Origin of the sequence: Robbsia sp. KACC 23696, from assembly GCF_039852015.1 — a bacterium.
Classification (GTDB): Bacteria; Pseudomonadota; Gammaproteobacteria; order Burkholderiales; family Burkholderiaceae; genus Robbsia.
In genome coordinates this window covers 198,419-221,471 of sequence record NZ_CP156626.1, presented here as the reverse complement: position 1 = coordinate 221,471, position 23,053 = coordinate 198,419, and the positions used below count along the sequence as shown (strand labels likewise).

The following is a 23,053-nucleotide window of genomic DNA, read 5'->3' as shown; positions in this document are numbered from 1 at the left end:
GCCGGTCGCTTTACCGCTTCTATCCATGGCTATTGATGCATCCATCGTTCGTGCCTTCGCGCCGACCGGCAATCTGCGCGCTTCCATCAATCTCGGCAATCCGATTTTGGCAAATCGGGATGCGGCAACCGGTATGCCCTTTGGCGTCTCGGTCGATCTCGCACATGCATTGGGCGAACGTCTTGGCGTGCCGGTCGAGTTAGTGGTATTCGATGCGGCGGGGAAGTCCGTTCAGGCCGTCAGCGACGAGCAGGCGGACTTTGGATTTTTTGCGGTGGATCCGAAGCGCGGTGAGAGCATCGCGTTTACCGCACCTTATGTATTGATCGAAGGGTTTTATATGGTGCGCGATGCATCGCCGATCAAGACGAACGAGGCGGTGGATCGGACGGGGATTCGGGTGGTCGTTGGAAAGGGCAGCGCCTACGATCTGTTTTTGACGCGGGAATTGCAGCATGCGGAAATCATCCGTGCGCCCACGTCGCCGACCGTCGTGGCAACGTTCCTTGAGCAGAATTTGGAGGTTGCCGCTGGGGTGAAGCAGCAACTGGAAAGCGACGCGGCCAAACTTACGGGCCTACGGCTGCTCGATGAGCGCTTCATGGTGATTCGGCAAGCGATGGGCCTGCCGAAAAGTCGCGGGCCTGAGGCGGCCAGCTTCCTGGCAGCGTTTGTGGAAGAGATGAAGGCGTCGGGATTTGTTGCCGATGCTTTGGGACGGCATAAGATTGCAGGGGCGTCGGTGGCACCGAGGGAGGTTTGATTAGGATTGCATAGGATCCGCAAGATTTTCTTTCGATGCGCTGCGTGTGATGCCGTTATACAAACAGAATGGGATTAATCATTGTGTAACGCTGAGCGGAGACCCAAGCTATCCACAAACGGACGAAAGTCTCTGTCACTGAACAGCAGGGATACACCGTTCTCGATACAGTAGGTTGCTATCAACGTATCGATCGTCTTGCGGATTGTGACGCCCTGCGCCCGCAGCGTGCGATAGTTTCGCGCTGCCTGGATTGCGTTCTGCGACCCGACAAGCGGCACGACAACCAGCCCCTTGGTCATCAATTGCTTCGCAACGTTGAAGTCTGCCTCAACGGGAAACCCTTGCAACACTTCCGCCAAGATCAAATCGCCAGTCTGCAAGACCTCGGTGCCCAACAATATATCCAACTTATTGGTTTCCGGCGATTTTATGCCGCGAAAATAGTCGATCCAGACACTCGAATCGACTAGCGTCATTGATCGACTCTCATTGCTTCAAGATCGCCTTCCCACTGCAACTTGCCTCGATATTGGCGAATTTGCTCCTGCTGCTTGAGCCGGATCAGTGTTTTAAGACCCAATTCCACCGCTTCCCGCTTAGTCTTTACGCCGGTCACGGACAAGGCTTCGCCCATCAACCGATCATCGATTTCGATGTTGGTCCGCATAACCGTCACCTGATATGTGTATAGATCTGATTAATTATACACACTCGCGCTAGCGCTACGCCATCCGCGCAGCGGTGTCGCTTAGAGACTCGTCGGGCCGCCGGAACTGGACCAGCGATAGCGGCGTTTTCGACATTACTAGCCGAACGGCACACAACTTTCACTTCTGACCACTGGATTTTGATTGGTGCGTCCGGCTGGGATCGAACCAGCAACCCCTGCCTTCGGAGGGCAGTACTCTATCCATTGAGCTACGGACGCAGATGAGGCAAAGCTAATAGTTCGTGGCGGCTGTGGGTGCGAAAGACGAAAAACAGGTTCGCAGCGCCGACACGTTTGTTGGTTGCCAAAAAACCACACCAACAATAAGACGGCTAGTCTAACACAAGTCGCGAGGAAGCGACCAATTTTGTACACATCCCCGCGCAAGTGCAACAACGAGCAGGAAAGCTAGCCTCACGTCCCCAACAACGCCTTCAACGCGGCCATCCGATCCTTCGGCGTCATCGGTGCTTCATCGGCCGTAGGGGGTGGGGCTTCCGCCAGCCCCATCTCCTCGATAAACCGTGACGCCTCGCAGACCACCGTCTCACGCGCCCGCTTCCGCTTCTTGCACCACGAGAGGTGCAGACTCCGCTGCGCCCGCGTAATCGCCACATACATCAGCCGACGCTCTTCCTCGATCCGCGCATCATCGGCCGGCGCGTCGTCGCTGCCGCGGTGGGGCAGAATCCCCTCCTCGCAGCCCACCAGAAACACGTGCGGATACTCGAGCCCCTTCGACGCATGCACCGTCGTCAGGCGCACCGCATCTGGATCTTCTTCCTTGCCTTCCAGCATCGACATCAAAGCGACGGTCTGGATCAGTTTCATCAGATCCTTGCCCTCGTCCGCGAGGCCATTCGCCGTGTCATAGCCGGTGGCTTCCTCCTCGTTCTCGACCGTCGCCTTCGTACCCTTGCGCTTCAGCCATTCGAGGAATTCCAGCACATTCTGCCACTTGGTCTGCGCCGCGCGATCGTCGTACGCGTCGTACAGATAGGCCTCGTAGTGCATGCCCTCCATCAACTCGTCGAGCAGCGTGTTCGCCGCTTCTTTCTTCGCACGATCGGTCAACCGTTGCAGGAAGTCGCAGAAGGCGCGCAGCGGTTCGAGCTGGCGCGGGCTCAGCCGCGCCTCGATGCCGCCCATATAGACCGCCTCGAACAGCGACACCTTCGACTGCCCCGCATAACTCCCCAGCACCTCCAGCGTCGCATTCCCCACTCCGCGTCGCGGCGTCGTCACGGCCCGGATAAAAGCCGGGTCGTCATCGGCGTTTGCGATCAGGCGCAAGTACGAACACACGTCCTTGATCTCGGCCTTGTCGAAGAACGATTGGCCGCCCGACAGCACATAAGGGATGCGCTCGCGTCGCAGGATCTGCTCGAAGATTCGCGCCTGGAAATTGCCCCGATACAACAAGGCATAGTCCCGAAACTGCGCGCGGCGCTCGAACTTGTGCGCGGACATCCGGAACACCACGGACTCGGCCTCGTGCTCCTCGTCGTTCGCGGCGTTGACGGTGATCGTGTCGCCCATCCCGTGCTCGCTCCACAGCTTCTTCTCAAAAAGCTTCGGATTGTTCGCGATCACGTTATTGGCCGCGGTCAGGATCCGCACCGTGGAGCGGTAGTTCTGCTCCAGCTTGATCACCTTCAATTGCGGGAAATCCACCTGCAACTGCGCCAGATTCTCCAGCGTCGCGCCGCGCCAACCGTAAATGGCCTGGTCGTCGTCGCCCACCGCAGTGAACGCCGAACGTCGTCCGGCGATCTGCTTGACCAATTGGTACTGGCAGGCGTTCGTATCCTGGTATTCGTCGATCAGCAGATAGCGCAGACGGTTCTGCCACCGGTCCCGCACTTCCTCGTTGCGCGCGAACAACTCGGCCGGCAGTCGGATCAGATCGTCGAAATCGACCGCCTGATACGCGTGCAAGGTCGCCACGTAATTCCGGAAAACAATGGCCGCCTGATGCTGATCGACGTCTTCGGCAACCGCGGCAGCCTGCTCCGGCGTCAGCATCGCGTTCTTCCACAACGAGACCTGCGTCTGAATCTTCCGGATCATCCCCTTGTCGGTACTGCCCACCTGCTCCTGAATCATCGAGAAGCAGTCGTCCGAGTCCATGATCGAGAACTGCGGCTTCAGCCCGACGTGCTCCGCCTCCTGGCGCAGGATCTGCACGCCCAGCGAGTGGAACGTACATACGGTGAGCTGGTTGACGGGCACCTTCCGCCCCTCCTTGCCCGGCGTGGTCAGCGTCTTGCCTTCGAGCAAGGTCGCAATCCGCTCGCGCATTTCCGCCGCCGCCTTGTTCGTAAACGTCACGGCGGCAATGTGCTTCGGCTCGAAACCTTTGTGCTCGATCAAATGCGCGATCTTCTGCGTGATCACGCGCGTCTTGCCACTGCCGGCACCCGCCAGCACGAGGCACGGACCGTCAAGATAGTGCACCGCTTCACGCTGTGCGGCGTTCATGCCCGACATGGGTAACTCTCTGAAAAAAAGGCGATATCGCCCGCCCGGTCAACACGGCAGGATCGATCACGGAAGGGTCAGGAAGAGTGGCGATGTTAGCACGCGGAGGCCCCCTTTTCCGGGAGCCAGTACGCCAGCGAGGGCCGATTTGGCTGTTTGGTCTGTCAGCCGGATGGGGCAATACTTTTCTCTATTTGACTTCGCCGCGCGGCTGCCTTACAGTCGCCGGGCGCATCGGGAGAGCGCGACGTCATGGGCCAGCGGGCATGCGCATTGCGCACCCCCTTTACCGAATTCCACTGTTTTCGGTAATAGCCGACGTCGCCGCCGAAGGGGTAATACCCACAAACTCTCAGGCAAAAGGACCGATCGCGCCGGAAGCTCCGGCTTCCGCATCTCTGGAGAGCGGCAGCGGACGCGTGTATCGCGCGTCTAGCCTGCCCACCGAAGGGGCGCGCATGTAAACGCCGCCGGATCGGATCGAACGCTTGGGACCTGTCCCCGTTCGACCGCTGGCGCACGATTCCATGCAATCTCTCAGGTATCGAGGACAGAGGGGTCGGCACTGCGCGCCTGCAAAGGCGGCGCGGCGTCGACCCCTTTTTTCGTTTTCGATGCCGCTGGGGCCCCAAATGACCGAATTGAATAAGACCGCACTGAACGCCGTCCATCGCGCCGCTGGCGCCCGCATGGTCGACTTCGGAGGCTGGGACATGCCCGTCAACTACGGCTCCCAAATCGAGGAACATCGCGCGGTCCGCACCAGCGCCGGCATGTTCGATGTCTCCCATATGCGCGTGGTCGACCTGACCGGCGAAGCAGTCCGGCCCTTCCTGCAACGCGCGCTCGCCAACGACGTGGCAAAGCTGCAAACGCCCGGCCGCGCCCTGTATTCCTGCATGCTGAACGGCGACGGCGGCGTTGTCGACGACTTGATCGTCTACTTCTTCGAGGAAACGTCGTTCCGCCTGGTCGTCAACGCCGGCACCGCCGATAAGGACATCGCCTGGCTCGGCCGCTTGAACGCCGAGGGCGACTTCAACGTCTCCGTCGTGTCCCGCCCGGACCTCGGCATCATCGCCGTCCAAGGGCCGGAAGCACGCGCCAAGACCTGGACAGCGATTCCCGGCTCCCAGGCCGCGTCCGAGCCGCTGAAGCCGTTCCACGCGGCCCAGATTCCGGACTCGCCCTTCGGCGAGCTGATGATCGCCCGCACCGGCTATACCGGCGAGGACGGCTTTGAAATCGTCTGCGATGCCAACGCCAGCGCGGCACTCTGGCAGGCCCTGGTCGATGCCGGCGTACGCCCGGCCGGCCTGGGCGCGCGCGACACGCTGCGCCTGGAAGCGGGCATGAATCTGTACGGCCAGGATATGGACGACACCGTCTCGCCGCTCGACGCGGGCCTTGCCTGGACCGTCGATCGCTCGACCGACCGCGCTTTCATGGGCCGTGGCCAACTGGATTCGGATGGCCAGCGCGCCGCCTTCGTCGGCCTGTTGCTGCAAGGCAGCGGCGGTGTGCTGCGCAGCCATCAGAAGGTGCTGACCGCATCCGGCGAGGGTGAAATCACCAGCGGCACGTTCTCGCCGTCGCTGCAGCGCTCGATCGCTTTCGCGCGGGTGCCCATGGACGTCAAGCCGGGTGACACCGTACAAGTGCAGATTCGGGACAAACAATTGCCCGCGACCGTGGTTAAATTACCGTTCGTGCGGCAAGGCAAGACATTGGTCTCGCTCTAGTCGTACGCCGGTTCGGGCGAATCGGACGTTTCCGAGCACAGCGGACGCACACCTTATTTAGCGCAGCAGCCTTGCTGCACAACACAATTCGATTTAAGAGAGAGGATGCCATGACCACCCCAGCCGACCTGAAGTACACGGAGTCGCATGAATGGATCCGCACCGAAGCCGACGGCACGTTGACCGTGGGTATCAGCGACCACGCGCAAGAAGCCCTTGGCGATATCGTGTTCGTCGACCTGCCTGAAGCCGGCCGCCAAGTCAGCGCCGGCGAAGCCATCGCCGTCGTGGAATCGGTGAAGGCGGCGTCGGACATCTACGCGCCGGTGGCAGGCGAGATCGTCGCCGCCAATGGCGATCTGGGCGATGCGCCCGACTCCGTCAATGCCAAGCCCTACGAGGCATGGCTGTTCAAGATCAAACCGACCGATGCCGCTGCGACGGCCGCGCTGCTGAGCGCCGACCAGTACAAGCAGTCGATCGGCGAGTAAGGCGGGACGCGCGGCAACCGCCGCGTTGCCGCACACGCTTTACCCGGATTGGCGACGACGACGTGCTTCGTCGATGCCCTTCCGGTGCCGTCCCTTATTTTTTGCAGCATTCGTCAAAGTCGCGCTCATGTGGGCGCGACTGTGCTCCGCTTCCTTCGCCCGTCCCATCATGACCGATCTCTCCGTCCCGTCGGCACTGCCGGCTCAGGATTCCGCCTCCGCCCCCGTGCCGCCGTCGGCCTTGCTGCCGCTGTCGTCCGTGTCCCTGTCCTCGCTGGAACGCCATAACGCCTTCGAAGCGCGTCATATCGGCACCATCGACGCCGACGAACGCGCGATGCTCGACGTGCTCGGCTATGCCGACCGCGGCGCGCTGATCGATGCGGTGATTCCGCAAGACATCCGTCGCACCGAAGCGTTGCCGCTCGGCGCGTTCACCGAGCCGCGCGACGAAGCCGAGGCCATCGCGTTGCTGCGCACCCTGGCGGATCAGAACCAGGTCATGCGCAACCTGATCGGCCAGGGCTACTACGGCACACACACGCCGAACGTGATTCTGCGCAATATCCTTGAGAATCCGGCTTGGTACACGGCCTATACGCCCTACCAGCCGGAAATCTCGCAAGGGCGTCTGGAAGCGCTGCTGAATTATCAGCAGATGATCACCGATCTGACCGGCCTGGACGTCGCCAACGCATCGATGCTCGACGAGGCCACCGCGGCCGCCGAGGCGATGACGCTGGTCAAGCGTGCCGGCAAGTCCACGTCGACGGTGTTTTATGTCGCCGATGACACGTTGCCGCAAACCATCGAAGTGCTGCGCACGCGCGCCGAGCCGCTGGGCATCCAGGTCGTCGTCGGCCCCGCCGCCGACGCCGCGCAATCGGCGCCGTTCGGCGTACTGCTGCAATACCCGGGCGTCAATGGCGATGTCCGCGACTACCGCGCGTTGACCGAGGCGCTGCACCAAGCAGGCGCCAAGGTCGTGGCGGCCGCGGATCTGCTCGCGCTGACGGTGCTGTCCGCGCCGGGCGAATGGGGTGCCGATGTCGCCGTGGGCAATAGCCAGCGCTTCGGCGTGCCGATGGCCTTCGGTGGCCCGCACGCCGCCTTCATGGCCGTGCGCGACGAACTGAAACGTCAACTGCCAGGCCGTCTGGTGGGCGTCACCGTCGACGCACAGGGCCAGCCGGCGCTGCGTCTGGCGCTGCAAACGCGCGAGCAGCATATCCGCCGTGAAAAAGCGACGTCGAACATCTGCACCGCGCAAGCCTTGCTGGCGATCATGGCAAGCATGTACGCGGTCTACCACGGGCCGGCCGGCCTGCAAGGTATTGCGGCGCGTGTGAACCGCATCACCGCGATCGCGGCGCAAGGGCTGCGCGCGCTCGGTTGGACCGTCGTCAACGAGACCTACTTCGATACCTTGACCGTGCATACGGCAGGCGCGACGTCGCAGTTGCACGACGCGGCCGTCCAGGCCGGCTACAACTTCCGCCGGATCGACGACGCGCACCTCGGCTTGTCCTTCGACGAAACCAGCACCCGCGCGGATCTGGACACGCTGTTCGCCCTGTTCTCGAACGCCGGCACCTCGGCCGCCTCGAATGTCGACATCGGCGCACTCGACGCGACGATCACGAAGGCCGCCGCGCTGAGCTGGCCGGACGCGCTGACGCGCCGGACCGCGTTCCTGACGCATCCGACGTTCAACCGCTATCACAGCGAAACCGAGATGTTGCGCTATCTGCGCAAGCTGGCCGACAAGGACCTGGCGCTCGACCGCACGATGATCCCGCTGGGCTCGTGCACGATGAAGCTGAACGCCACGGCCGAGATGCTGCCGGTGACCTGGCCGGCCTTCGGCGCGATCCATCCGTTCGCACCGTCGACGCAGACGCTGGGCTATCAGACGATGATCGCGCAGTTGGAAGAGATGTTGGTCGCCTGCACCGGCTATGCGGCCGTCTCGCTGCAGCCGAACGCCGGCTCGCAAGGCGAATACGCCGGCCTGTTGATCATCCGCGCCTACCATGCTTCGCGTGGCGAAGCGCAGCGCGACGTCTGCCTGATCCCCGCATCGGCCCACGGCACGAACCCGGCATCGGCGCAGATGGTCGGCATGAAGGTGGTGGTGGTGGCCTGCGATAGCAACGGCAACGTCGATCTGGACGACCTGCGCGCCAAGGCGGCGCAGCACGCCGACAAGCTCGCGGCGATCATGATCACCTACCCCTCGACGCATGGCGTGTTCGAATCGCGCGTCCGCGAAATCTGCGATGTCGTGCACGAGCACGGCGGCCAGGTGTATGTCGATGGCGCGAACATGAACGCGATGGTCGGCCTGGCCGCGCCGGGAGCGTTTGGCGGCGACGTCTCGCACCTGAACCTGCACAAGACCTTCTGCATTCCGCACGGCGGCGGCGGACCGGGCGTCGGTCCGGTGGCCGTGGGCGCGCATCTGGCGAAGTTCCTGCCGAATGCGACGTCGGTCGGTTATCAGCGCGGCGAAGACGGCATCAGCGCGGTCTCGGCAGCGCCCTTCGGCTCGGCCGGCATTCTGCCGATCTCGTGGATGTATATCGCGATGATGGGCGCGGCCGGCCTGCGTCGTGCCAGCGAAAACGCGATCCTGTCGGCCAACTACATCGCCAAGCGTCTGTCGCCGCACTTCCCGGTGCTGTACGCGGGCCCTGGCGGCCTGGTGGCGCACGAGTGCATCATCGACCTGCGTCCGATCAAGGACAGCAGCGGCATCAGCGTCGACGACGTGGCCAAGCGCCTGATCGACTACGGTTTCCATGCGCCGACGATGAGCTTCCCGGTGCCGGGTACCTTGATGATCGAGCCGACCGAATCCGAGTCGAAGTTCGAATTGGACCGCTTCATCGATGCGATGATCGCGATCCGCGAAGAGATCCGCGCGGTGGAAAGCGGTGCGCTCGATCGCGAGGACAATCCGCTGAAGCACGCACCGCACACGGCGCCGGTCGTCACCAGCGATAGCTGGTCGCATGCCTATACGCGTGAACAGGCGGCCTATCCGGTGAAGTCCCTGCGGGCGACGAAGTACTGGTCGCCGGTCGGCCGTGCGGACAATGCGTACGGCGATCGGAATCTGGTGTGTTCCTGCCCCGATATCACGTCGTATCAATGACGTGTGCAGCACCGGCCGCGACGTGCCTCGCAGCGTCGCGGCCCTTTGACTGTGCGATTTGCGCCCCCTTGATCTAGGAGCGACACACCATGGCCGTCAGCGTTTTCGATCTGTTCAAGATCGGCATCGGCCCTTCCAGTTCGCACACGGTCGGACCGATGCGAGCTGGCCTGCTTTTCGTGACAGCGCTGGCCGAAGACGGCTTGCTGACATCCGTCGCGAAGATCGATGTCGGCCTGTACGGCTCCCTGGGTGCAACCGGCCGAGGACACGGCACGGACCGGGGCGTGATGCTCGGCCTGATGGGTGAAGCGCCGGACACGATCGACGCCGCGTCGATCGGACCGCGCCTCGAGGCCGTGGAACGCGAGCGCCAATTGGCTTTGATGGGCACGCACGTCATTGCCTTTGTTCCGCGCGAGCGCATCGGTTTCTTCCGGCAGGCCTTGCCGGCGCATCCGAACGCGCTGCGCATCACCGCGCGCGATGCGCTGGGTTCGGTCTTGCGAGAGACGACGTATCTCTCGGTCGGCGGCGGCTTTATCGTCACCGAAGGCGCCGCCAATACCCAGATCCTGCGCGCGCCGGATAAGCTGCCCTACGCCTTCCATTCCGGCGACGAACTGCTTACGCTTTGCGCCACGTCGGGGCGTTCGATCGCCGAGTTGATGTGGGAGAACGAGCGCACCTGGCGCGATGACGCGGCGATTCATGCCGGTCTTGCCCGTATCTGGGACGCGATGCAGGATTGCGTCCGGCAGGGCTATCAACGCAGCGACGCTGCGACGCCGAACGCCAACCCGTTATCGATCGCCACCTTGCCCGGGCCGCTCAATGTCCGGCGTCGCGCGCCAGAGTTGTACCGCAGCCTGATGCAACGCGAAGAAGCGACGCGGACGGGCGCGGTGGGCGATCCGCTGGCGCAGCTAGACTGGTTGAACCTGTTCGCCATGGCGGTCAATGAGGAGAACGCCGCCGGTGGCCGCGTCGTGACGGCGCCGACCAACGGTGCGGCGGGTATCGTTCCCGCCGTCCTGCATTACTACATGCGCTTTATCGACGGCGCCAATGCGGCAGGAATGGAAACTTTCCTGCTGACGGCCGCCGCCATCGGCATCCTGTACAAGATGAACGCGTCGATCTCCGGTGCCGAAGTCGGATGCCAGGGCGAGGTCGGCGTGGCCTGCTCGATGGCGGCCGGCGCGCTGGCGGCCGTGCTCGGCGGCACGCCGCGTCAAGTCGAGAACGCCGCCGAGATCGGCATGGAACACAACCTCGGTCTGACCTGCGATCCCGTGGGCGGCCGCGTCCAGATTCCCTGCATCGAGCGCAACGCGATGGGCGCGGTGAAGGCGTTGAACGCCGCACGGATGGCGTTGCAAAGCGATGGCGCGCACTACGTGTCGCTGGACTCGGTAATCAAAACGATGCGCGAAACGGGCGCCGATATGAAGACCAAGTACAAGGAAACGTCGCGCGGCGGTTTGGCCGTGAATATCATCGAGTGCTAAGGAATCACGCGCTCAGCGAGGCGTGCAGTTTCGGCAACTTCGCCAACGCCCCCAATAGCCGAGGTTCGTCGATGTCCGCGATGTCGACCCATTTCACCGGCAACTCCGGCGTCGTGACTTTCTCCAACGGTGCGAAGACGTAGAGAAAGTCGTAATGCCAATGCGCGGGCTCGCCTTTCTTCGAATTTTCCGGAATGGCGTGAATATCGATATCGAGCAACATTGGCGTGCCCTGGCCGTCGATCACCGGCGCGACGCGCCAGCCGGTTTCCTCTTCCGCTTCGCGCTCCGCCGCGCTATCGGGTAATTCATTTCCTTCCAGATGACCGCCGGGCTGTAGCCATCGGCCGATGATCGGGTGACGAATCAACAACGCCCGCCCCGCCTCGACGACAATGCCGCTGCCGGTGATGTGACCGGGGAAAATACCGCGGGACGACAAACCGCGCGATGCTGCTGCGTCGCTCGCCAGATCGCCACTGAGGCGTTGGAGTCGCGTCGCTTCCTCGGGAAAGACCTGCAGATAACGCTGCAACGTCGTCTCGACCGTTTTGTGCCAGTCGTCCTGATGCGAGGCCTCCACCCCCGTTCGCACGGGGAAGGCATAGGCTTGCCCGTTCACGCTTAACTGAATCTGCTTCATCGCTTTTTCCATCTCATCCGGGATTGTCACGCCACGCCCGCCGACGCATACGATAACTCACGTTCCAGCACGCGCAGGTAATCCCGCATATAGTCCGTGCGTCGCCTGGCTTCCGCGGCGCCCGCGTCCGTCATGAACTCGGCCTCGAGTCGCAGTAATTTTTCATGGAAGTGGTGAATCACCGAATGGGCTTTTCCGTGTCGGAACTGTCCCTCCAAAGGCGTGTCGGACCGCAGCGGCTGCCCCAGCTTCGCACCGAACATCATCGCCCGCGCGATACCCACGGCGCCGAGCGCGTCCAGCATATCGGCATCTCGGACGATCATCGCTTCGCGCGAGACGTCGAGGCTGCGTATATCGTCACCGGCGCATTTAAAGCGCTCGGTGAAGTCGATGCACTCGCAGATCCGGTCGACGTCCGCTTCCGGCGCGCCGGCCTTGGCCAGGACAACGCGAACCAGCGGGTCGGCAACGAGCGGCGACACATGGGAGCCGGTCTTGATTTCCAGGAAGCGATGATAATCATGCAGCAGAGCGGCGCTCCGTACGATATCGACGTTGACCGGCCGATCGACATCGACCGCTTCGTGCTCGGCAATCCACTTCGCATGCTGCTCGACGCGCATCAGATGATCGAAGTCGTGCGCCACCACGCTCGTGTCGAAATCATCCCGCACTTGCGCACGAATTCGCTCCAGATACGGCACACCCATATTTCACCTCGCGGATTTAGTTCACGGCGTTCATGTGATGTTTCAGCCAGACCTTTGAAATCGAGGCGCGACTGGATCGGTCCAACTCGGAAATCTCGCCCGGCAGAAAACGATCGACCCGGGATGCCGCGACCAATAGCTCCGCCTGCACTAGCTTGACGTAGGGTCCCAGACTGCCGTTATGCAGAAAATTGACGGAATGACCGTGATTACAGATCGACACCGTACCGCGACAGGGCGTCTGCACGATGCCCCAGATGCCGGTTGGATCCATGACGCGCTTGATGGCATCGAAGTCTTCCAGCTCATCGTCTCCCGACGTGGCGCAAAACACATATTTCCGGCTGCTCGTCCGGTCGAAGTCCTGCATGCCGATACAGTGATTCCCCGTCGCGCAAAAGATCAATTCCGCACGGCGTAAGGCATCGTCCTTCGGAAACACCTGGAAACCATGGGCCAATGCCAGCGCTTCGCGCGCGGGGTCTCGTTCGCAGACGAAGACGATGGCGCCCCGCTGTTTCAAGCATTGCGCGATGCTCGAGCCCACTTTGCCATAGCCGAACACAACGGTTTTCATTGCCGGCAGGATGACGTTCTGTCGCCGCAGCGCCGCGTCGGCGGAAAACACGACCGCTTGCCCTACCAGGAAGTCTTCCGGCTCTTTCAACGCGCTACGCGCCACCGACACGACCGGCTTGCTGAGGCCCATCGGCGCGGCCGGCAATCGCGCAAAGGTCCGTTCGTATCGCTGATGCCCGTTTTCCGTATCCTCGACAATACCGATCAGGTTGCGTTGAATTTTTTCAGGAAAGTGGGAAACGGCATCGGCGAAATAGCCGCCCATATCGACGATGACGAACTTTCCTGCTGCGTCGAGATGCGCGAGGAGATCGAGATAACGCGTACTGCGGTTGTCGATGTCGCTTCGACTGACATTAAAGACGGCCGTCAGCGACGCCAATTGCTGTAAGGTCCGCTTATCCGCCGTGTTGGGCTTCGGAATGACACCGATCAACCTGTCTCGTCGGACCATCGCGGTCACATATTCACTGACACCGGGAACCGCGTGCGTCACCAATAGTACCTTCGCGCCACCGTCACACATCCCATCGAGTATGTCCAAGAAGAAGTGCATGGCAGCGCCTTTGTGGATGACCGAGTGATTTTTATTATCATGGCAATTCTCTCGGAAATATATAGGAGGATTCCTAAATATCTGCAGCGATAGAAGGGTTACCGACGGCGATGTGCCTATCGGAAAGTCATGTATCGAAGGGGATGGGATAAAGCGGAGAGCAGGCGCCTGCAGCGCCTGCTTAAGACATCGTGTCGAACGACGTTCGACACGTAAAGGGAAGTCAGGCCGCGGCGGTAGCCGGATCCTTCGGCACCGGGACCGTCATCAACGCCGGCGCGACGAGCTGTGCGATCACCGCTACCGCCGCCAGATCGACATCTTTGTACCAGTTCGCCTCGTGCAGTAGATTGAGCGACCCGACGGTCTTTCCTGCCCAACGCACCGGCATGTTCAACACGCTCTCGCACCCCAGCGATGCGATCAAGGCGTGATCTGAAAACACCTCGCGCAAATCGTCCGCCGTATTGCCGATAAACGGCACGCCATCCCGAACGACCTGATCGCCCCATCGTTGCGAGACGATCTTCTTGCGTCCGCCGAGCGGATAGTCGCCCGCCAGATTCGCGTACACGCGGATCGACTCGGTGACGGCTTCGTCGTACAGCAGAATCGTGAACAGCTTGAAACCCAGTGCCTCCTGCAAGGCCGCATCCGCCGCCTTGAATACCGCGTGAATCGCCGAGTCCCGATCCGGCTCGCGATGCGCGGCCGCCAGCGCCTGCAGCAATGGCGCGGTGGCTGCAATATGTCCCGAGAGCTGTTGCCGTGCCGTCATGAATTCAACTCCTTTACAGCAATCGCTTCGAGGGACAGGCCCTTGGTCTTCACGCCCATGATCAACACGGTGGCCGCACCCGCGATCAGCACGACCGTCGTCACACCGAACACGCCGCCGAAACCGAACACCGGGAAGATCGCACCCACCAGCGTCGGCGACACGATCGCGCCGATACGTCCCACCGCCGACGCGACGCCGGTGCCGGTCGTGCGGATATTCGTCGGGAACACCTCCGACGTATAGGCATAGACGCCCGCATAGGTCCCGTTCATGAAGAAGGACAGGCACATGCCTGCCACCATGATTGCGGCGTTGCTCTGCAATACCGTCATCGACAACGCAGCCACACCGCCCAGCACCATGTACGAGGCGATCGTCGTTTGCCGACCGAAGCGCTCATTGCACCATGCCGCGGAGAAATATCCGGGGATCTGCGCGACATACATCGCCAGCGAATACGCGAAGCTCTTCGTGATGCTCATGCCGTGTTGAATCAACAGGCCCGGAATCCAGGTGAAGAACGAGTAGTAGCTGAATGTGATCGCCAGCCACATTGCCCACGTCATTGCCGTGACCTTGGCCTGTTTGCCTTGCCACAATGCCGCGAAGTTGGCGATGAAGGACGCGCGCTTGGTCGGTGCCAGTGCGGCCGATGCGGCAAACGCCGCTTCCGCTTCCGCGGCACTCTGCACATCGATCGCCACGCCAGCGGCGCGCAGTTCGCGTTCGATACCATCGACGGTGTCGCGCGCTTCCTGTTGCCGGCCCTGGCTTTCGAGCCAGCGCGGCGATTCGGGCAAGGCACGACGCCACCACAGCAACATCACCACCGGCAACGCCGTGATGACCATGACGATGCGCCAGCCGTCGTCGCTCGCCGGCACGATGAAATACCCCAACAGCGCCGCCGCGACGAAGCCGAACGAGAAGAAGCCCGCCAGCGATCCGACAAAGCTGCCGCGATACTTCTTCGCCACGAACTCGGTCAGATAGGGCGCGATGATGACGCTCTCGGCACCGCTGCCGAAGCCCGCGCAGATCCGCGACGCCAGGAAGGTCGGCCAGTCATGCGTCATCGCGCTGCCCAGCGACGCGACGCAGTAAAACAGCAGCGCATACATCATCACGCGCTTGCGACCGATCAGGTCACCCAGCAAGCCGGCGCACATCGCACCGAAGAAATAGCCGATATAGGTCGAGCTGCCGAGATAGCCCGTCTGCAGACTGGTCAAATGCCATTGCGTGCGCAACACGGGCAACACGAAGGCCATGACCGCCGCATCCATCGCGTCGAACGTATAACCCAGCCCCCCGATCAACAACAGGCGCTTGTGAAAGCCGCTGAACGGCCAACTTTCGATTCTGGACGAGATCGACGACATCGAACGCGCTCCGGTCAAAGGTGAAAGGAAAAGGCAAATGGGCAGGCCCGGATGGCATCCCCGGGCACCGCCCCTCAAATAATCAAGCGGCCAGACGGTTCGAATGGAAACAGCCGTCCTTCATGACGGCACGCAACGTATCCGGCTGCTGGAACAACGCCAGATCGGCGGTGGGATCGCCATCGACGACCAGCAGGTCCGCCAAGGCGCCCGGTGCGATCACGCCTAGTCGGCCTTGCTGATGCATCAGCTCGGCATTGACCGATGTCGCGCTCATCAGAATGTCGACGGGCTTCATCGCTTCCTGGCGCAACGTGAATTCCTCGTACTGCGAGCTGTGCATATCGCCGAGCAGATCCGAGCCCAGCGCGATCTTCACGCCGGCGCGCTGCGCGATGCGCACCGCCTCGATGCCCTGGCTCTTGACGCGGTCCGTCTTCTCCAACATCGGCTCGGACCAGCCCAGCGCTTTGCCGTTGCGCGCGATGGCGGCATAGGTCGACAGCGTCGGGACCAGGAAGGCGCCGTGCTCGGCCATGACCTTTGCCGCTTCCTCGTCGAGCAGATTGCCGTGCTCGATCGACCGCACGCCGCAACGCACGGCGCGAATGATCGCTTCCGGCGAATAGGCGTGCGCCATCACATAGGTGCGTGCCGCGCGCGCTTCCTCGACAATCGCCGTCAGTTCCTCGATCGAATATTGCGTGCCTTCCAAGGGATCGTTCGGTGACGAGATGCCGCCGCCCGCCATCACCTTGATCTGCGTCGCGCCATTACGGATCTGCTCGCGTACCGCACGCCGCACTTCCGACACGCCGTCGGCGATAAAGCCGAGCAGACCCACCGCGCCGCAACAGGCGCAATTCATGCCTTGGAAGTAGGCGGGCCGCGCATCGCCATGGCCGCCAGTCTGCGTCAGCGCCTGGCCGGCGATGAACATCCGCGGACCGGCGAAGATGCCCTGCGCCACCGCTTGCGCCAGCCCGGAGTCGGCGCCACCGGCATCGCGCACGGTGGTGTAGCCGCGGTCGAGCATGCTGCGGAGGATGTCGCTGGACTGCGCCGTGATCAGCGACTGCGGCATCATCGACAGCTTGAAGAAATCCGGAATGGTCGCGGTCACGTGCACGTGCGCGTCGATCAGCCCCGGCAGCACGATGCGGCCGTCTAGGTCATGAACTTGCGTCGCGCCCGCCGTGTCGACAGCGCCGCCGACGTGCGTGAAGATGCCCTTTTCGACGACGATCGTCGTATCCGGACGCAGTTGGCCCGTAAGGCTGTCGAAAACGGTGGCACGGCGAAATACGATACGGTCGGGTGTGCTCATGGCGGCGGCCCTCTGTGGCTGACAATCGAATAACAATCTTCTGATTCTGGGTAGCCAATTTACTGACTACAATGACAGCGCTTCGACAATTTCGTTGCCTTGGAGGCAACATCACTGTTCATCGGTGCGCTTTATGGAAGGTTTGACGATCACACGCCTGCGTTATCTGTACGAGGCGGTCCGCTTGGGCGGCATCCGCGCGGCGGCGGACCATCTCGACGTGGCGCCGTCGGCCGTGAGCCGGCAACTGGCTATTCTGGAACGGGCCGTGCGTTCGCCGCTACTGGAAAAGAATCGTCGCGGCGCAAAGCCGACCGAGGCCGGGGCACTGCTGATCGAACACTACCGCGCGCACCTGACGCGGGAAGAAGTGCTCGTATCGAAATTGGAAGGGATCCATGGCCTGGAATATGGCACCGTGGCCGTCGGCGCGATTCAGGGGTTCACCGAAGACCTGATGAATCATGCGCTGCGCGTGTTCCATCAGCGCTATCCCAAGGTATCGATCACCCTCGAACTCGGCGGTGTCAGCGATATCCAGCAATGGCTCGAATCCGATCACATCCATCTGGGCCTGACCTACGGGCCGCCGTTCGACAGCCACGCGATGCGCTTCAAGGAAATCGCCGCCGCCGATCAACCGGTCTGCGCGATCGTGCGGCGCGATCACCCGCTCGCCCAACGTCGCTCGGTGACGATCCAGGATCTGGTCGATTACCCGTTCGCGCTGGCGCGTCGGGGCTATGGCACGCGCGATATCGTCGAGCGCATCGAGTTATCGGGCGATCTGGGGACCTCGTTGGGCGCGCCTTCCGCGGCAATGGCGTCTAGCTCGGAACCCGAGACCGATCCGCTATCGGCGTCCCCGCCCTCGTCGGAGGCGCGGTCGATCGCGTCGACGGCGCCGACGGCGCCGACGCCACTCGCCGGGGCCCCCTCCGTGCCGCGCCTGTTCAATGTGCGGCTGGAGACGGACCATTTGATCGGATTGGCCGGTTTCGTCAGGGCCGGCATGGGCATCACCTTGCTGCCGGCCTTCGCCGTCGGCGACGATCTGGAACGCGGCACGCTCGTCGCCATCGAAATCGATCATCCGCTGATGCGCAATGTGCAAGCCCGCGTGATCAGTCGTCGTGGCCGGGAATTGCCCTTGGCGGCGGTCGCATTGCAACGGCTTCTGATCGAGCAGATGCGCGCGTTCCATCCCGGCTATTCGCGCACGGCGACATCGTGATCCCCGAAACGGCCGCTCCTCTTACGCCCATCCGCTGCGCAGGCAACGTACACTGAACGGACCTGACAATCCTGACACCGCGGCCCCTCGCCCTCGGTCGCCTCGAACCCGTTTTCTCTCACGCCGACGTCCCGACGCTCCGCCCCACCCGCGAAACGCCAATGTCCTCAGTCTCTGCTTTCGAAGTCGTGCTGCTTTCCCTGGTAGCGATGGTCGTGCTCCAACTGCTCGCACGGCAATTGCGCCTGCCGCCCGCGGTGGCCCTGCTCGCCGGCGGTATCGGCATGGCCTTCGTGCCCGGCCTGCCGGCGATCGATCTCGACCCGGATCTGGTCCTGGTCGTGATCCTGCCGCCGTTACTGATGTATGGCGGCTATTTCACCGTCTGGGATGATCTGAAGCGCAATCTCGGCGGCGTGATGATGCTGGCGATCGGCGCCGTCACCTTCACGACGCTCGCGGTGGGCTGGGCCGCGCATTGGCTGGTGCCGGGTCTGCCGTGGGCGGTCTGTTTCGCCCTCGGCGCCATTGTCTCGCCTCCCGACGCGGTGGCTGCCAAAGCGATCCTCGAACGCCTGGCACTGCCGCGGCGCTTGATGGTGCTGCTGGAAGGCGAGAGCCTGCTCAACGACGCCGCGGGCTTGACGCTCTTTCGTTTCGCGCTGGCCGCCGCCTTGACCGGCGGATTCAGCTTGCGCGAGGCGTCGCTGAAATTCGGTGAGCTGGCCATCGGGGGCGTGGTAATCGGCATGGTCTGCGGCTGGCTGCTGCTGCGGGCCTGGCGCTATATCAAGGACGATTATCTGGTCATGGTCACCTCGCTGCTGGTGTCCTGGGGCAGCTATATCGTCGGGGAAAAACTCGGCGTTTCCGGCGTGATCGCCGCCGTGTCGTGTGGCCTGGTGATCGGCCGAAACCAGCATGGCGTCTTTAGCGCGGCCGCCCGGCTGCGCGCGACTTCGTTCTGGCAATCGCTGGTCTTCGTCTTCGAGGCGCTGGTCTTCATTTTGATCGGCCTCTCGCTGCACGGCGTGATGCTGCGGGTGGCGCAGGGCACCGATCACGACGCGTGGTATCAACTGGCCTTAGTGTCCGGCAGCATCGTTCTCGTCGTGATCGGTTCCCGCTTCGTCTGGATCTTTGCTGTCGAGGCGATGAAGGCGCTCGTGGATGCCTTCCGCGTGCATGTGCTACGCCGCCCACCGGCCAGCGCGCACGCCTCGTTTGGCGCCGCCGATTGGCGCGCGGCCACCGTGATGAGCTGGGCCGGCATGCGCGGCGTGGTGACGATCGCGATCGCGCTGTCCCTGCCCGAAGGATTACCGGGACGCGACCTGATCCTGGTCTGTTCCTTCGCGGTAATTCTGGCGACGGTGGTCGTCCAGGGCGTGACGATCGGCGTATTGATCCGCTGGCTGTTGCCGCCGCGATCGCACCAGCGCGAGTCACGCTATATGAGCGAACCGCAGGCATGGGCCCATATTCACGAAGCGCAATTCGCCGCGATCGATCCGCTCGTGCATGACAAGGGCGGAGAACTGATTCATCCCCGCTTGTTCGAGCAGTATCAATATCGGGCGAATCTGGCGAAAAGCCACAGCGATCAGGAAGACTTCCCGCGCGAAGCGCTGGAAGCGCACTACGATATCGTGCTTGCCGCGATCGCCGCCGGGCGACACACGCTGTTGCAGCTGCATCGGGACGGACGCATCCACGATGAGTTGATGCACGCGCTGGAACACGATCTAGATCTGCAGGAGATCAGCGCGCGACACCAACGCGACGGCTGATGGCCGGGCCGCCGAGAGCGGCCACGCCGCGAGGCACGCAGCGCGGCCGAGGCCGCGTCAGAAGTAGTTCAGACCCAGAACGCTCTTCACTTCGTCCATCGTCTTCGCCGCTACTTCACGCGCCTGCGCGGTGCCGCGCTTGAGCATGTTCATGACTTCGCCGCGGTCCTTCGCATAGTGCTCGCGGCGTTCACGGATGGGGGCGAGCATTTCCTGGAGCACGACGTCCAGCCGCTTCTTGACAACGCTGTCGCCCAGGCCGCCGCGCTGGTAGTGCGCCTTCATTTCCGCCAATGCCGCCTTTTCCGTATCGAAGGCGTCCAGGTAGATGAAGGCCACATTGCCTTCCAGATGCCCCGGGTCCGACACCTTCAGGTGCAAGGGGTCCGTGTACACATTCTTGACCTGCTTGCTGATCTGCTCCGGCGAATCGCCGAGGTTGATCGTGTTGCCCAGGGACTTGCTCATCTTCGCCTTGCCATCGACACCCGGCAGGCGTCCGATGGCGGGCACGCGCGCCTCGCACTCGACCAGTACCTCGCGCCCGGCCATGCGGTTCAGGCGGCGCACGATCTCGTTGGTCTGTTCGATCATCGGGATCTGGTCTTCGCCCACCGGCACGATCTTCGCCTTGAAGGCGCTGATGTCGGCCGCCTGGCTCGCCGGATAGGTCAAGAAGCCGGCCGGAATATCGCGTTCGAAGCCCCGCAGGATGATCTCCTGCTTGACCGTCGGATTGCGTTCCAGCCGCGCGACCGTCACCAGGTTCAGGTAGTAGAACGTCAGTTCCGCGAGTTCCGGGATCTGCGATTGCACGAAGATAGTCGACAAGGACGGATCGATACCGACGGCCAGATAATCCAGCGCCACCTCGATCACGTTCCGATGCACCTTGTTGGTGTCATCCATATTGTCGGTCAGCGCCTGCGAGTCCGCCAACATGATGAACTGCTTGTGGTCCTGCTGGTAGGCGACGCGGCTACGCAGACTGCCGACGAAATGGCCCAGGTGCAGCGCACCGGTGGGACGGTCGCCGGTCAGAATCACCGGTTTCCCCGCCGGCGTGGCGGAGGCGGAAGCGGTCGTACCGGGAGCGGCTGCCGCGGCGTTCAAGGAATCAGTGGACTCGGTCATGGCGTGAAATTCTGCTGTTTTCTGCAAACGAGAGGCGCGGTCATGGTAACACCGAACGCCGTTCGCGCCGACTCGGCTGAAAGTCCGCCCCCTTCCCGGCGGGCGTCGCCAAGCGTGGCCGCAATGGCGCCGTCAGGCGAGCGGCAAGGCATCGATACGGCGTCGGCCGCGCTCAATGCACGGTATGGGCGATGCCGGGCGGTTCGGCGGGCACATCCCATTCGCCACCGGGTTGCAGCGCGCGGAAGGCGTCAGCCGGCAATCCGCGTCGGTGCACCGTCTGCGCGAACAGGCGCGGCGGATCGAATTGCCCCTCGTCGGTCAGACGGAACGTGCCGAAATGGATGCCGAGAACGGATTCGGCATCGAGCGCCTGCGCCGCGTCGACGGCTTCCTCCGCCGACATGTGGCTGCGCTTCATGAACCAACGCGGCTCGTAGGCGCCGATCGGCAAGGCAGCAAAACGCATTGGCCCGAAGCGCTGTCGAATCTGCATGAACTGCCCGCCCGCACTGGTATCGCCGGCAAATAGAAAGGGACCGTCCGGCGAGGTGAAGACAAAGCCTTCCCACAAAGTCGCGTTGACGTTCCAGGGCATGCGCTCGCTCCAGTGGCGCATCGGCACCGCCGTGACGGCGACATCGTTGCGCAGGGGCACGCTTTGCCACCAGTCGGTCTCGTGAACATGACGGAAGCCCACCGCGCGCAAGGGGGCGCCATTGCCCAAACCGGTGACGACGATGGCGTCCGGCCATCGCCGCGCAAGACGCTTCAGCGTCGGCATGTCGAAGTGGTCGTAATGATTGTGGGACAGCACGATGACGTCGATGCGAGGCAGTGCGTCGAAGGGAATTCCCGGCGGCGTGTGACGGATCGGACCGAAGCGACCGAATGGTCCCGCATGCTCGCTATAAACCGGGTCCGCGAGGATATTCAAGCCGCGATGCTGCATCAGCACGCTCGCATGATTGATGAACGTCACGCGCAGCCGCGCGCCGTCCACCTGGGGCGGCACGTTCGGCGTCAGCGCGGGCTGGTCGATCCAACGGTCGGGCGTGCGGTGCGTCTGCCATTGCAGCAGGTCGCCGAAGGTGTTGCGCGGCGTCGGCGGCACCGTGTGAAAACGCGCGCCGTCGAAATGATCGCTGACCGGGCCACGATAGGGATGCGCGGCGATGCCCCAGCCTTCGGTGCCCAGCGTGCCGGTTTCGATCGCCACCGCCGCGATGGCGATCACTGCCAATACGATCGCGGCGATCCAACGCAAGGTCTGCCGGACGCGACTATAGCGACGCGAGGCGCTCATGGCGCGACCTTCAGCGTGCCCGTGTCGGCATCGGCGGGCAGCCAGCCGACGCGGCCCTGGCCGCCTTCATCGATCGTCGCGATGAAGGCCGACGCGTCCGCATCCGGGAGGCGCACCGTGAAAGCGACAAGGCTGCCGTGCGTTACCTCCTCCAGCACCGCATCGGCCAGTGTCACTTGCCGTCGCATCCAGCCTTCCTGCGCGTAGGGCACCACGCAGCGCACCGTGCGCATGGCGCGCAGCGGCACCTTGTCCACGCCCAGCAAGGCCTGCGCGACGGCATCGGTGTAGGCGCGCACGAGGCCGCCCGCACCCAGCTTGACGCCGCCGAAATAGCGCACGACCGTCGCCAGTACGCCCTCCAGGTCTTGATGCCGCAGCACATCGAGCATCGGCCGGCCGGCGGTACCGCTCGGCTCACCGTCATCGACGGCAGCGGACTGGCCGCCCGCCAGCAGCGCCCAGCAGACATGGGCGGCGCCTGGGTGCGCGGCGCGCAATGCCGCAACACGCGCCTGCGCCTGCTGGCGATCGGCCATCGGTTCGACGCAGCCGAGAAAGCGGCTTTTCTTGATCAGCAGATCGCTGTGGACGGCAGTGGCGAGCGTGTGGGGCATTCGGCAATCTTACCCCAGACGTTCGCCGGCTCCGTCCGCATGGCGCGCGGCACAGCACGTCCGCAAGCGCGTGCTGTGTATAACGCAGGGGATAACATCAGGGATAAGCCTGGAAAAACCTGTGTGCATGCGGT

Annotated in this window: 19 protein-coding genes, 1 tRNA gene and 2 riboswitches; of the genes, 7 read left to right on the top strand and 13 right to left on the bottom strand. The window is 63.0% G+C overall.

Features of this window, described 5'->3' with window-relative positions; all coding sequences use genetic code 11:
- Positions 1-25 precede the first annotated feature (25 nt).
- The gene (locus ABEG21_RS00860; protein ID WP_347555421.1) at positions 26-763 is read left to right on the top strand and encodes an ABC transporter substrate-binding protein; all 738 of its coding nucleotides are present in this window, start codon (positions 26-28) and stop codon (positions 761-763) included.
- Between the two features lie 74 nt (positions 764-837).
- On the opposite strand, the gene ABEG21_RS00855 is transcribed toward ABEG21_RS00860, so the two are convergent.
- From ABEG21_RS00855 to ABEG21_RS00840, 4 genes are all read right to left on the bottom strand, one after another.
- Positions 838-1,242, bottom strand: a complete 405-nt coding sequence (locus ABEG21_RS00855) for a PIN domain nuclease (RefSeq protein ID WP_347555420.1) — start codon at positions 1,240-1,242, stop codon at positions 838-840.
- Positions 1,239-1,433, bottom strand: a complete 195-nt coding sequence (locus ABEG21_RS00850) for a type II toxin-antitoxin system VapB family antitoxin (RefSeq protein WP_347555419.1) — start codon at positions 1,431-1,433, stop codon at positions 1,239-1,241. Before ABEG21_RS00850 ends, ABEG21_RS00855 begins: the two co-directional genes overlap by 4 nt.
- Before the next feature lie 185 nt (positions 1,434-1,618).
- A tRNA-Arg gene (locus tag ABEG21_RS00845) sits at positions 1,619-1,694 on the bottom strand.
- 195 nt (positions 1,695-1,889) lie between these two features.
- Positions 1,890-3,965 (bottom strand): UvrD-helicase domain-containing protein, encoded by a 2,076-nt coding sequence (locus ABEG21_RS00840; RefSeq protein WP_347555418.1) that lies wholly within the window; start codon positions 3,963-3,965, stop codon positions 1,890-1,892.
- A gap of 216 nt (positions 3,966-4,181) precedes the next feature.
- Positions 4,182-4,334, top strand: a riboswitch (glycine riboswitch).
- A gap of 10 nt (positions 4,335-4,344) precedes the next feature.
- Positions 4,345-4,520, top strand: a riboswitch (glycine riboswitch).
- 68 nt (positions 4,521-4,588) lie between these two features.
- Between ABEG21_RS00840 and gcvT the strand changes: the two genes are divergently transcribed.
- The 4 genes from gcvT (at position 4,589) to ABEG21_RS00820 (ending at position 10,857) form a co-directional block, all read left to right on the top strand.
- The gene (gcvT, locus tag ABEG21_RS00835; protein ID WP_347555417.1) at positions 4,589-5,698 is read left to right on the top strand and encodes a glycine cleavage system aminomethyltransferase GcvT; all 1,110 of its coding nucleotides are present in this window, start codon (positions 4,589-4,591) and stop codon (positions 5,696-5,698) included.
- A 110-nt stretch (positions 5,699-5,808) separates the two neighbouring features.
- On the top strand, positions 5,809-6,189 hold the full coding sequence (gene gcvH / locus ABEG21_RS00830) for a glycine cleavage system protein GcvH (RefSeq protein WP_347555416.1): 381 nt from the start codon (positions 5,809-5,811) through the stop codon (positions 6,187-6,189).
- 169 nt (positions 6,190-6,358) lie between these two features.
- Positions 6,359-9,346 (top strand): aminomethyl-transferring glycine dehydrogenase, encoded by a 2,988-nt coding sequence (gene gcvP / locus ABEG21_RS00825; protein ID WP_347555415.1) that lies wholly within the window; start codon positions 6,359-6,361, stop codon positions 9,344-9,346.
- 89 nt (positions 9,347-9,435) lie between these two features.
- Positions 9,436-10,857, top strand: a complete 1,422-nt coding sequence (locus ABEG21_RS00820; protein ID WP_347555414.1) for an L-serine ammonia-lyase — start codon at positions 9,436-9,438, stop codon at positions 10,855-10,857.
- Positions 10,858-10,861: 4 nt separating this feature from the next.
- Here the strand turns inward: ABEG21_RS00820 and ABEG21_RS00815 are convergent, their stop codons facing one another.
- From ABEG21_RS00815 to ABEG21_RS00790, 6 genes are all read right to left on the bottom strand, one after another.
- Positions 10,862-11,500 carry an NUDIX domain-containing protein gene (locus tag ABEG21_RS00815; protein ID WP_347555413.1) on the bottom strand — a complete coding sequence of 213 codons (639 nt, stop codon included), beginning with the start codon at positions 11,498-11,500 and terminating at the stop codon, positions 10,862-10,864.
- A 26-nt stretch (positions 11,501-11,526) separates the two neighbouring features.
- Positions 11,527-12,213, bottom strand: a complete 687-nt coding sequence (locus ABEG21_RS00810; RefSeq protein WP_347555412.1) for an HD domain-containing protein — start codon at positions 12,211-12,213, stop codon at positions 11,527-11,529.
- 16 nt (positions 12,214-12,229) lie between these two features.
- Positions 12,230-13,348, bottom strand: a complete 1,119-nt coding sequence (locus ABEG21_RS00805; protein WP_347555411.1) for an NAD-binding protein — start codon at positions 13,346-13,348, stop codon at positions 12,230-12,232.
- Positions 13,349-13,571: 223 nt separating this feature from the next.
- Positions 13,572-14,126 (bottom strand): GAF domain-containing protein, encoded by a 555-nt coding sequence (locus tag ABEG21_RS00800; protein WP_347555410.1) that lies wholly within the window; start codon positions 14,124-14,126, stop codon positions 13,572-13,574.
- Positions 14,123-15,511: an MFS transporter gene (locus ABEG21_RS00795; RefSeq protein ID WP_347555409.1), complete on the bottom strand. Its 1,389-nt coding sequence runs from the start codon at positions 15,509-15,511 to the stop codon at positions 14,123-14,125. The genes ABEG21_RS00800 and ABEG21_RS00795 overlap by 4 nt, the downstream gene beginning before the upstream one ends.
- Before the next feature lie 82 nt (positions 15,512-15,593).
- The gene (locus ABEG21_RS00790; protein WP_347555408.1) at positions 15,594-16,838 is read right to left on the bottom strand and encodes an amidohydrolase family protein; all 1,245 of its coding nucleotides are present in this window, start codon (positions 16,836-16,838) and stop codon (positions 15,594-15,596) included.
- 133 nt (positions 16,839-16,971) lie between these two features.
- On the opposite strand from ABEG21_RS00790, the gene ABEG21_RS00785 reads away from it, so the two are divergent.
- Together ABEG21_RS00785 and ABEG21_RS00780 are read left to right on the top strand one after the other, a co-directional pair.
- Complete coding sequence (locus ABEG21_RS00785; protein WP_347555407.1) at positions 16,972-18,072, top strand: LysR family transcriptional regulator; 1,101 nt, start codon at positions 16,972-16,974, stop codon at positions 18,070-18,072.
- A gap of 161 nt (positions 18,073-18,233) precedes the next feature.
- The gene (locus tag ABEG21_RS00780; protein WP_347555406.1) at positions 18,234-19,862 is read left to right on the top strand and encodes a Na+/H+ antiporter; all 1,629 of its coding nucleotides are present in this window, start codon (positions 18,234-18,236) and stop codon (positions 19,860-19,862) included.
- Positions 19,863-19,919: 57 nt separating this feature from the next.
- Here the strand turns inward: ABEG21_RS00780 and trpS are convergent, their stop codons facing one another.
- From trpS to ABEG21_RS00765, 3 genes are all read right to left on the bottom strand, one after another.
- Positions 19,920-20,996 (bottom strand): tryptophan--tRNA ligase, encoded by a 1,077-nt coding sequence (gene trpS, locus ABEG21_RS00775; protein WP_347555405.1) that lies wholly within the window; start codon positions 20,994-20,996, stop codon positions 19,920-19,922.
- Between the two features lie 172 nt (positions 20,997-21,168).
- Positions 21,169-22,302, bottom strand: a complete 1,134-nt coding sequence (locus ABEG21_RS00770) for an MBL fold metallo-hydrolase (protein ID WP_347555404.1) — start codon at positions 22,300-22,302, stop codon at positions 21,169-21,171.
- Positions 22,299-22,919, bottom strand: a complete 621-nt coding sequence (locus tag ABEG21_RS00765; RefSeq protein WP_347555403.1) for a YigZ family protein — start codon at positions 22,917-22,919, stop codon at positions 22,299-22,301. The genes ABEG21_RS00770 and ABEG21_RS00765 overlap by 4 nt, the downstream gene beginning before the upstream one ends.
- Positions 22,920-23,053: the final 134 nt, after the last annotated feature.

Bases quoted from the DNA above. Each gene is read 5' to 3' on its own strand.
- ABEG21_RS00820 (WP_347555414.1), top strand. From the start codon at position 9,436: ATGGCCGTCAGCGTTTTCGATCTGTTCAAGATCGGCATCGGCCCTTCC.
- ABEG21_RS00810 (WP_347555412.1), bottom strand. From the start codon at position 12,213: ATGGGTGTGCCGTATCTGGAGCGAATTCGTGCGCAAGTGCGGGATGAT.
- ABEG21_RS00785 (WP_347555407.1), top strand. From the start codon at position 16,972: ATGGAAGGTTTGACGATCACACGCCTGCGTTATCTGTACGAGGCGGTC.
- ABEG21_RS00790 (WP_347555408.1), bottom strand. From the start codon at position 16,838: ATGAGCACACCCGACCGTATCGTATTTCGCCGTGCCACCGTTTTCGAC.
- gcvH (WP_347555416.1), top strand. From the start codon at position 5,809: ATGACCACCCCAGCCGACCTGAAGTACACGGAGTCGCATGAATGGATC.
- ABEG21_RS00765 (WP_347555403.1), bottom strand. From the start codon at position 22,919: ATGCCCCACACGCTCGCCACTGCCGTCCACAGCGATCTGCTGATCAAG.
- ABEG21_RS00840 (WP_347555418.1), bottom strand. From the start codon at position 3,965: ATGTCGGGCATGAACGCCGCACAGCGTGAAGCGGTGCACTATCTTGAC.
- gcvP (WP_347555415.1), top strand. From the start codon at position 6,359: ATGACCGATCTCTCCGTCCCGTCGGCACTGCCGGCTCAGGATTCCGCC.
- ABEG21_RS00815 (WP_347555413.1), bottom strand. From the start codon at position 11,500: ATGAAGCAGATTCAGTTAAGCGTGAACGGGCAAGCCTATGCCTTCCCC.
- ABEG21_RS00800 (WP_347555410.1), bottom strand. From the start codon at position 14,126: ATGACGGCACGGCAACAGCTCTCGGGACATATTGCAGCCACCGCGCCA.
- trpS (WP_347555405.1), bottom strand. From the start codon at position 20,996: ATGACCGAGTCCACTGATTCCTTGAACGCCGCGGCAGCCGCTCCCGGT.
- ABEG21_RS00860 (WP_347555421.1), top strand. From the start codon at position 26: ATGGCTATTGATGCATCCATCGTTCGTGCCTTCGCGCCGACCGGCAAT.
- ABEG21_RS00850 (WP_347555419.1), bottom strand. From the start codon at position 1,433: ATGCGGACCAACATCGAAATCGATGATCGGTTGATGGGCGAAGCCTTG.
- ABEG21_RS00805 (WP_347555411.1), bottom strand. From the start codon at position 13,348: ATGCACTTCTTCTTGGACATACTCGATGGGATGTGTGACGGTGGCGCG.
- ABEG21_RS00780 (WP_347555406.1), top strand. From the start codon at position 18,234: ATGTCCTCAGTCTCTGCTTTCGAAGTCGTGCTGCTTTCCCTGGTAGCG.
- ABEG21_RS00770 (WP_347555404.1), bottom strand. From the start codon at position 22,302: ATGAGCGCCTCGCGTCGCTATAGTCGCGTCCGGCAGACCTTGCGTTGG.
- gcvT (WP_347555417.1), top strand. From the start codon at position 4,589: ATGACCGAATTGAATAAGACCGCACTGAACGCCGTCCATCGCGCCGCT.
- ABEG21_RS00795 (WP_347555409.1), bottom strand. From the start codon at position 15,511: ATGTCGTCGATCTCGTCCAGAATCGAAAGTTGGCCGTTCAGCGGCTTT.
- ABEG21_RS00855 (WP_347555420.1), bottom strand. From the start codon at position 1,242: ATGACGCTAGTCGATTCGAGTGTCTGGATCGACTATTTTCGCGGCATA.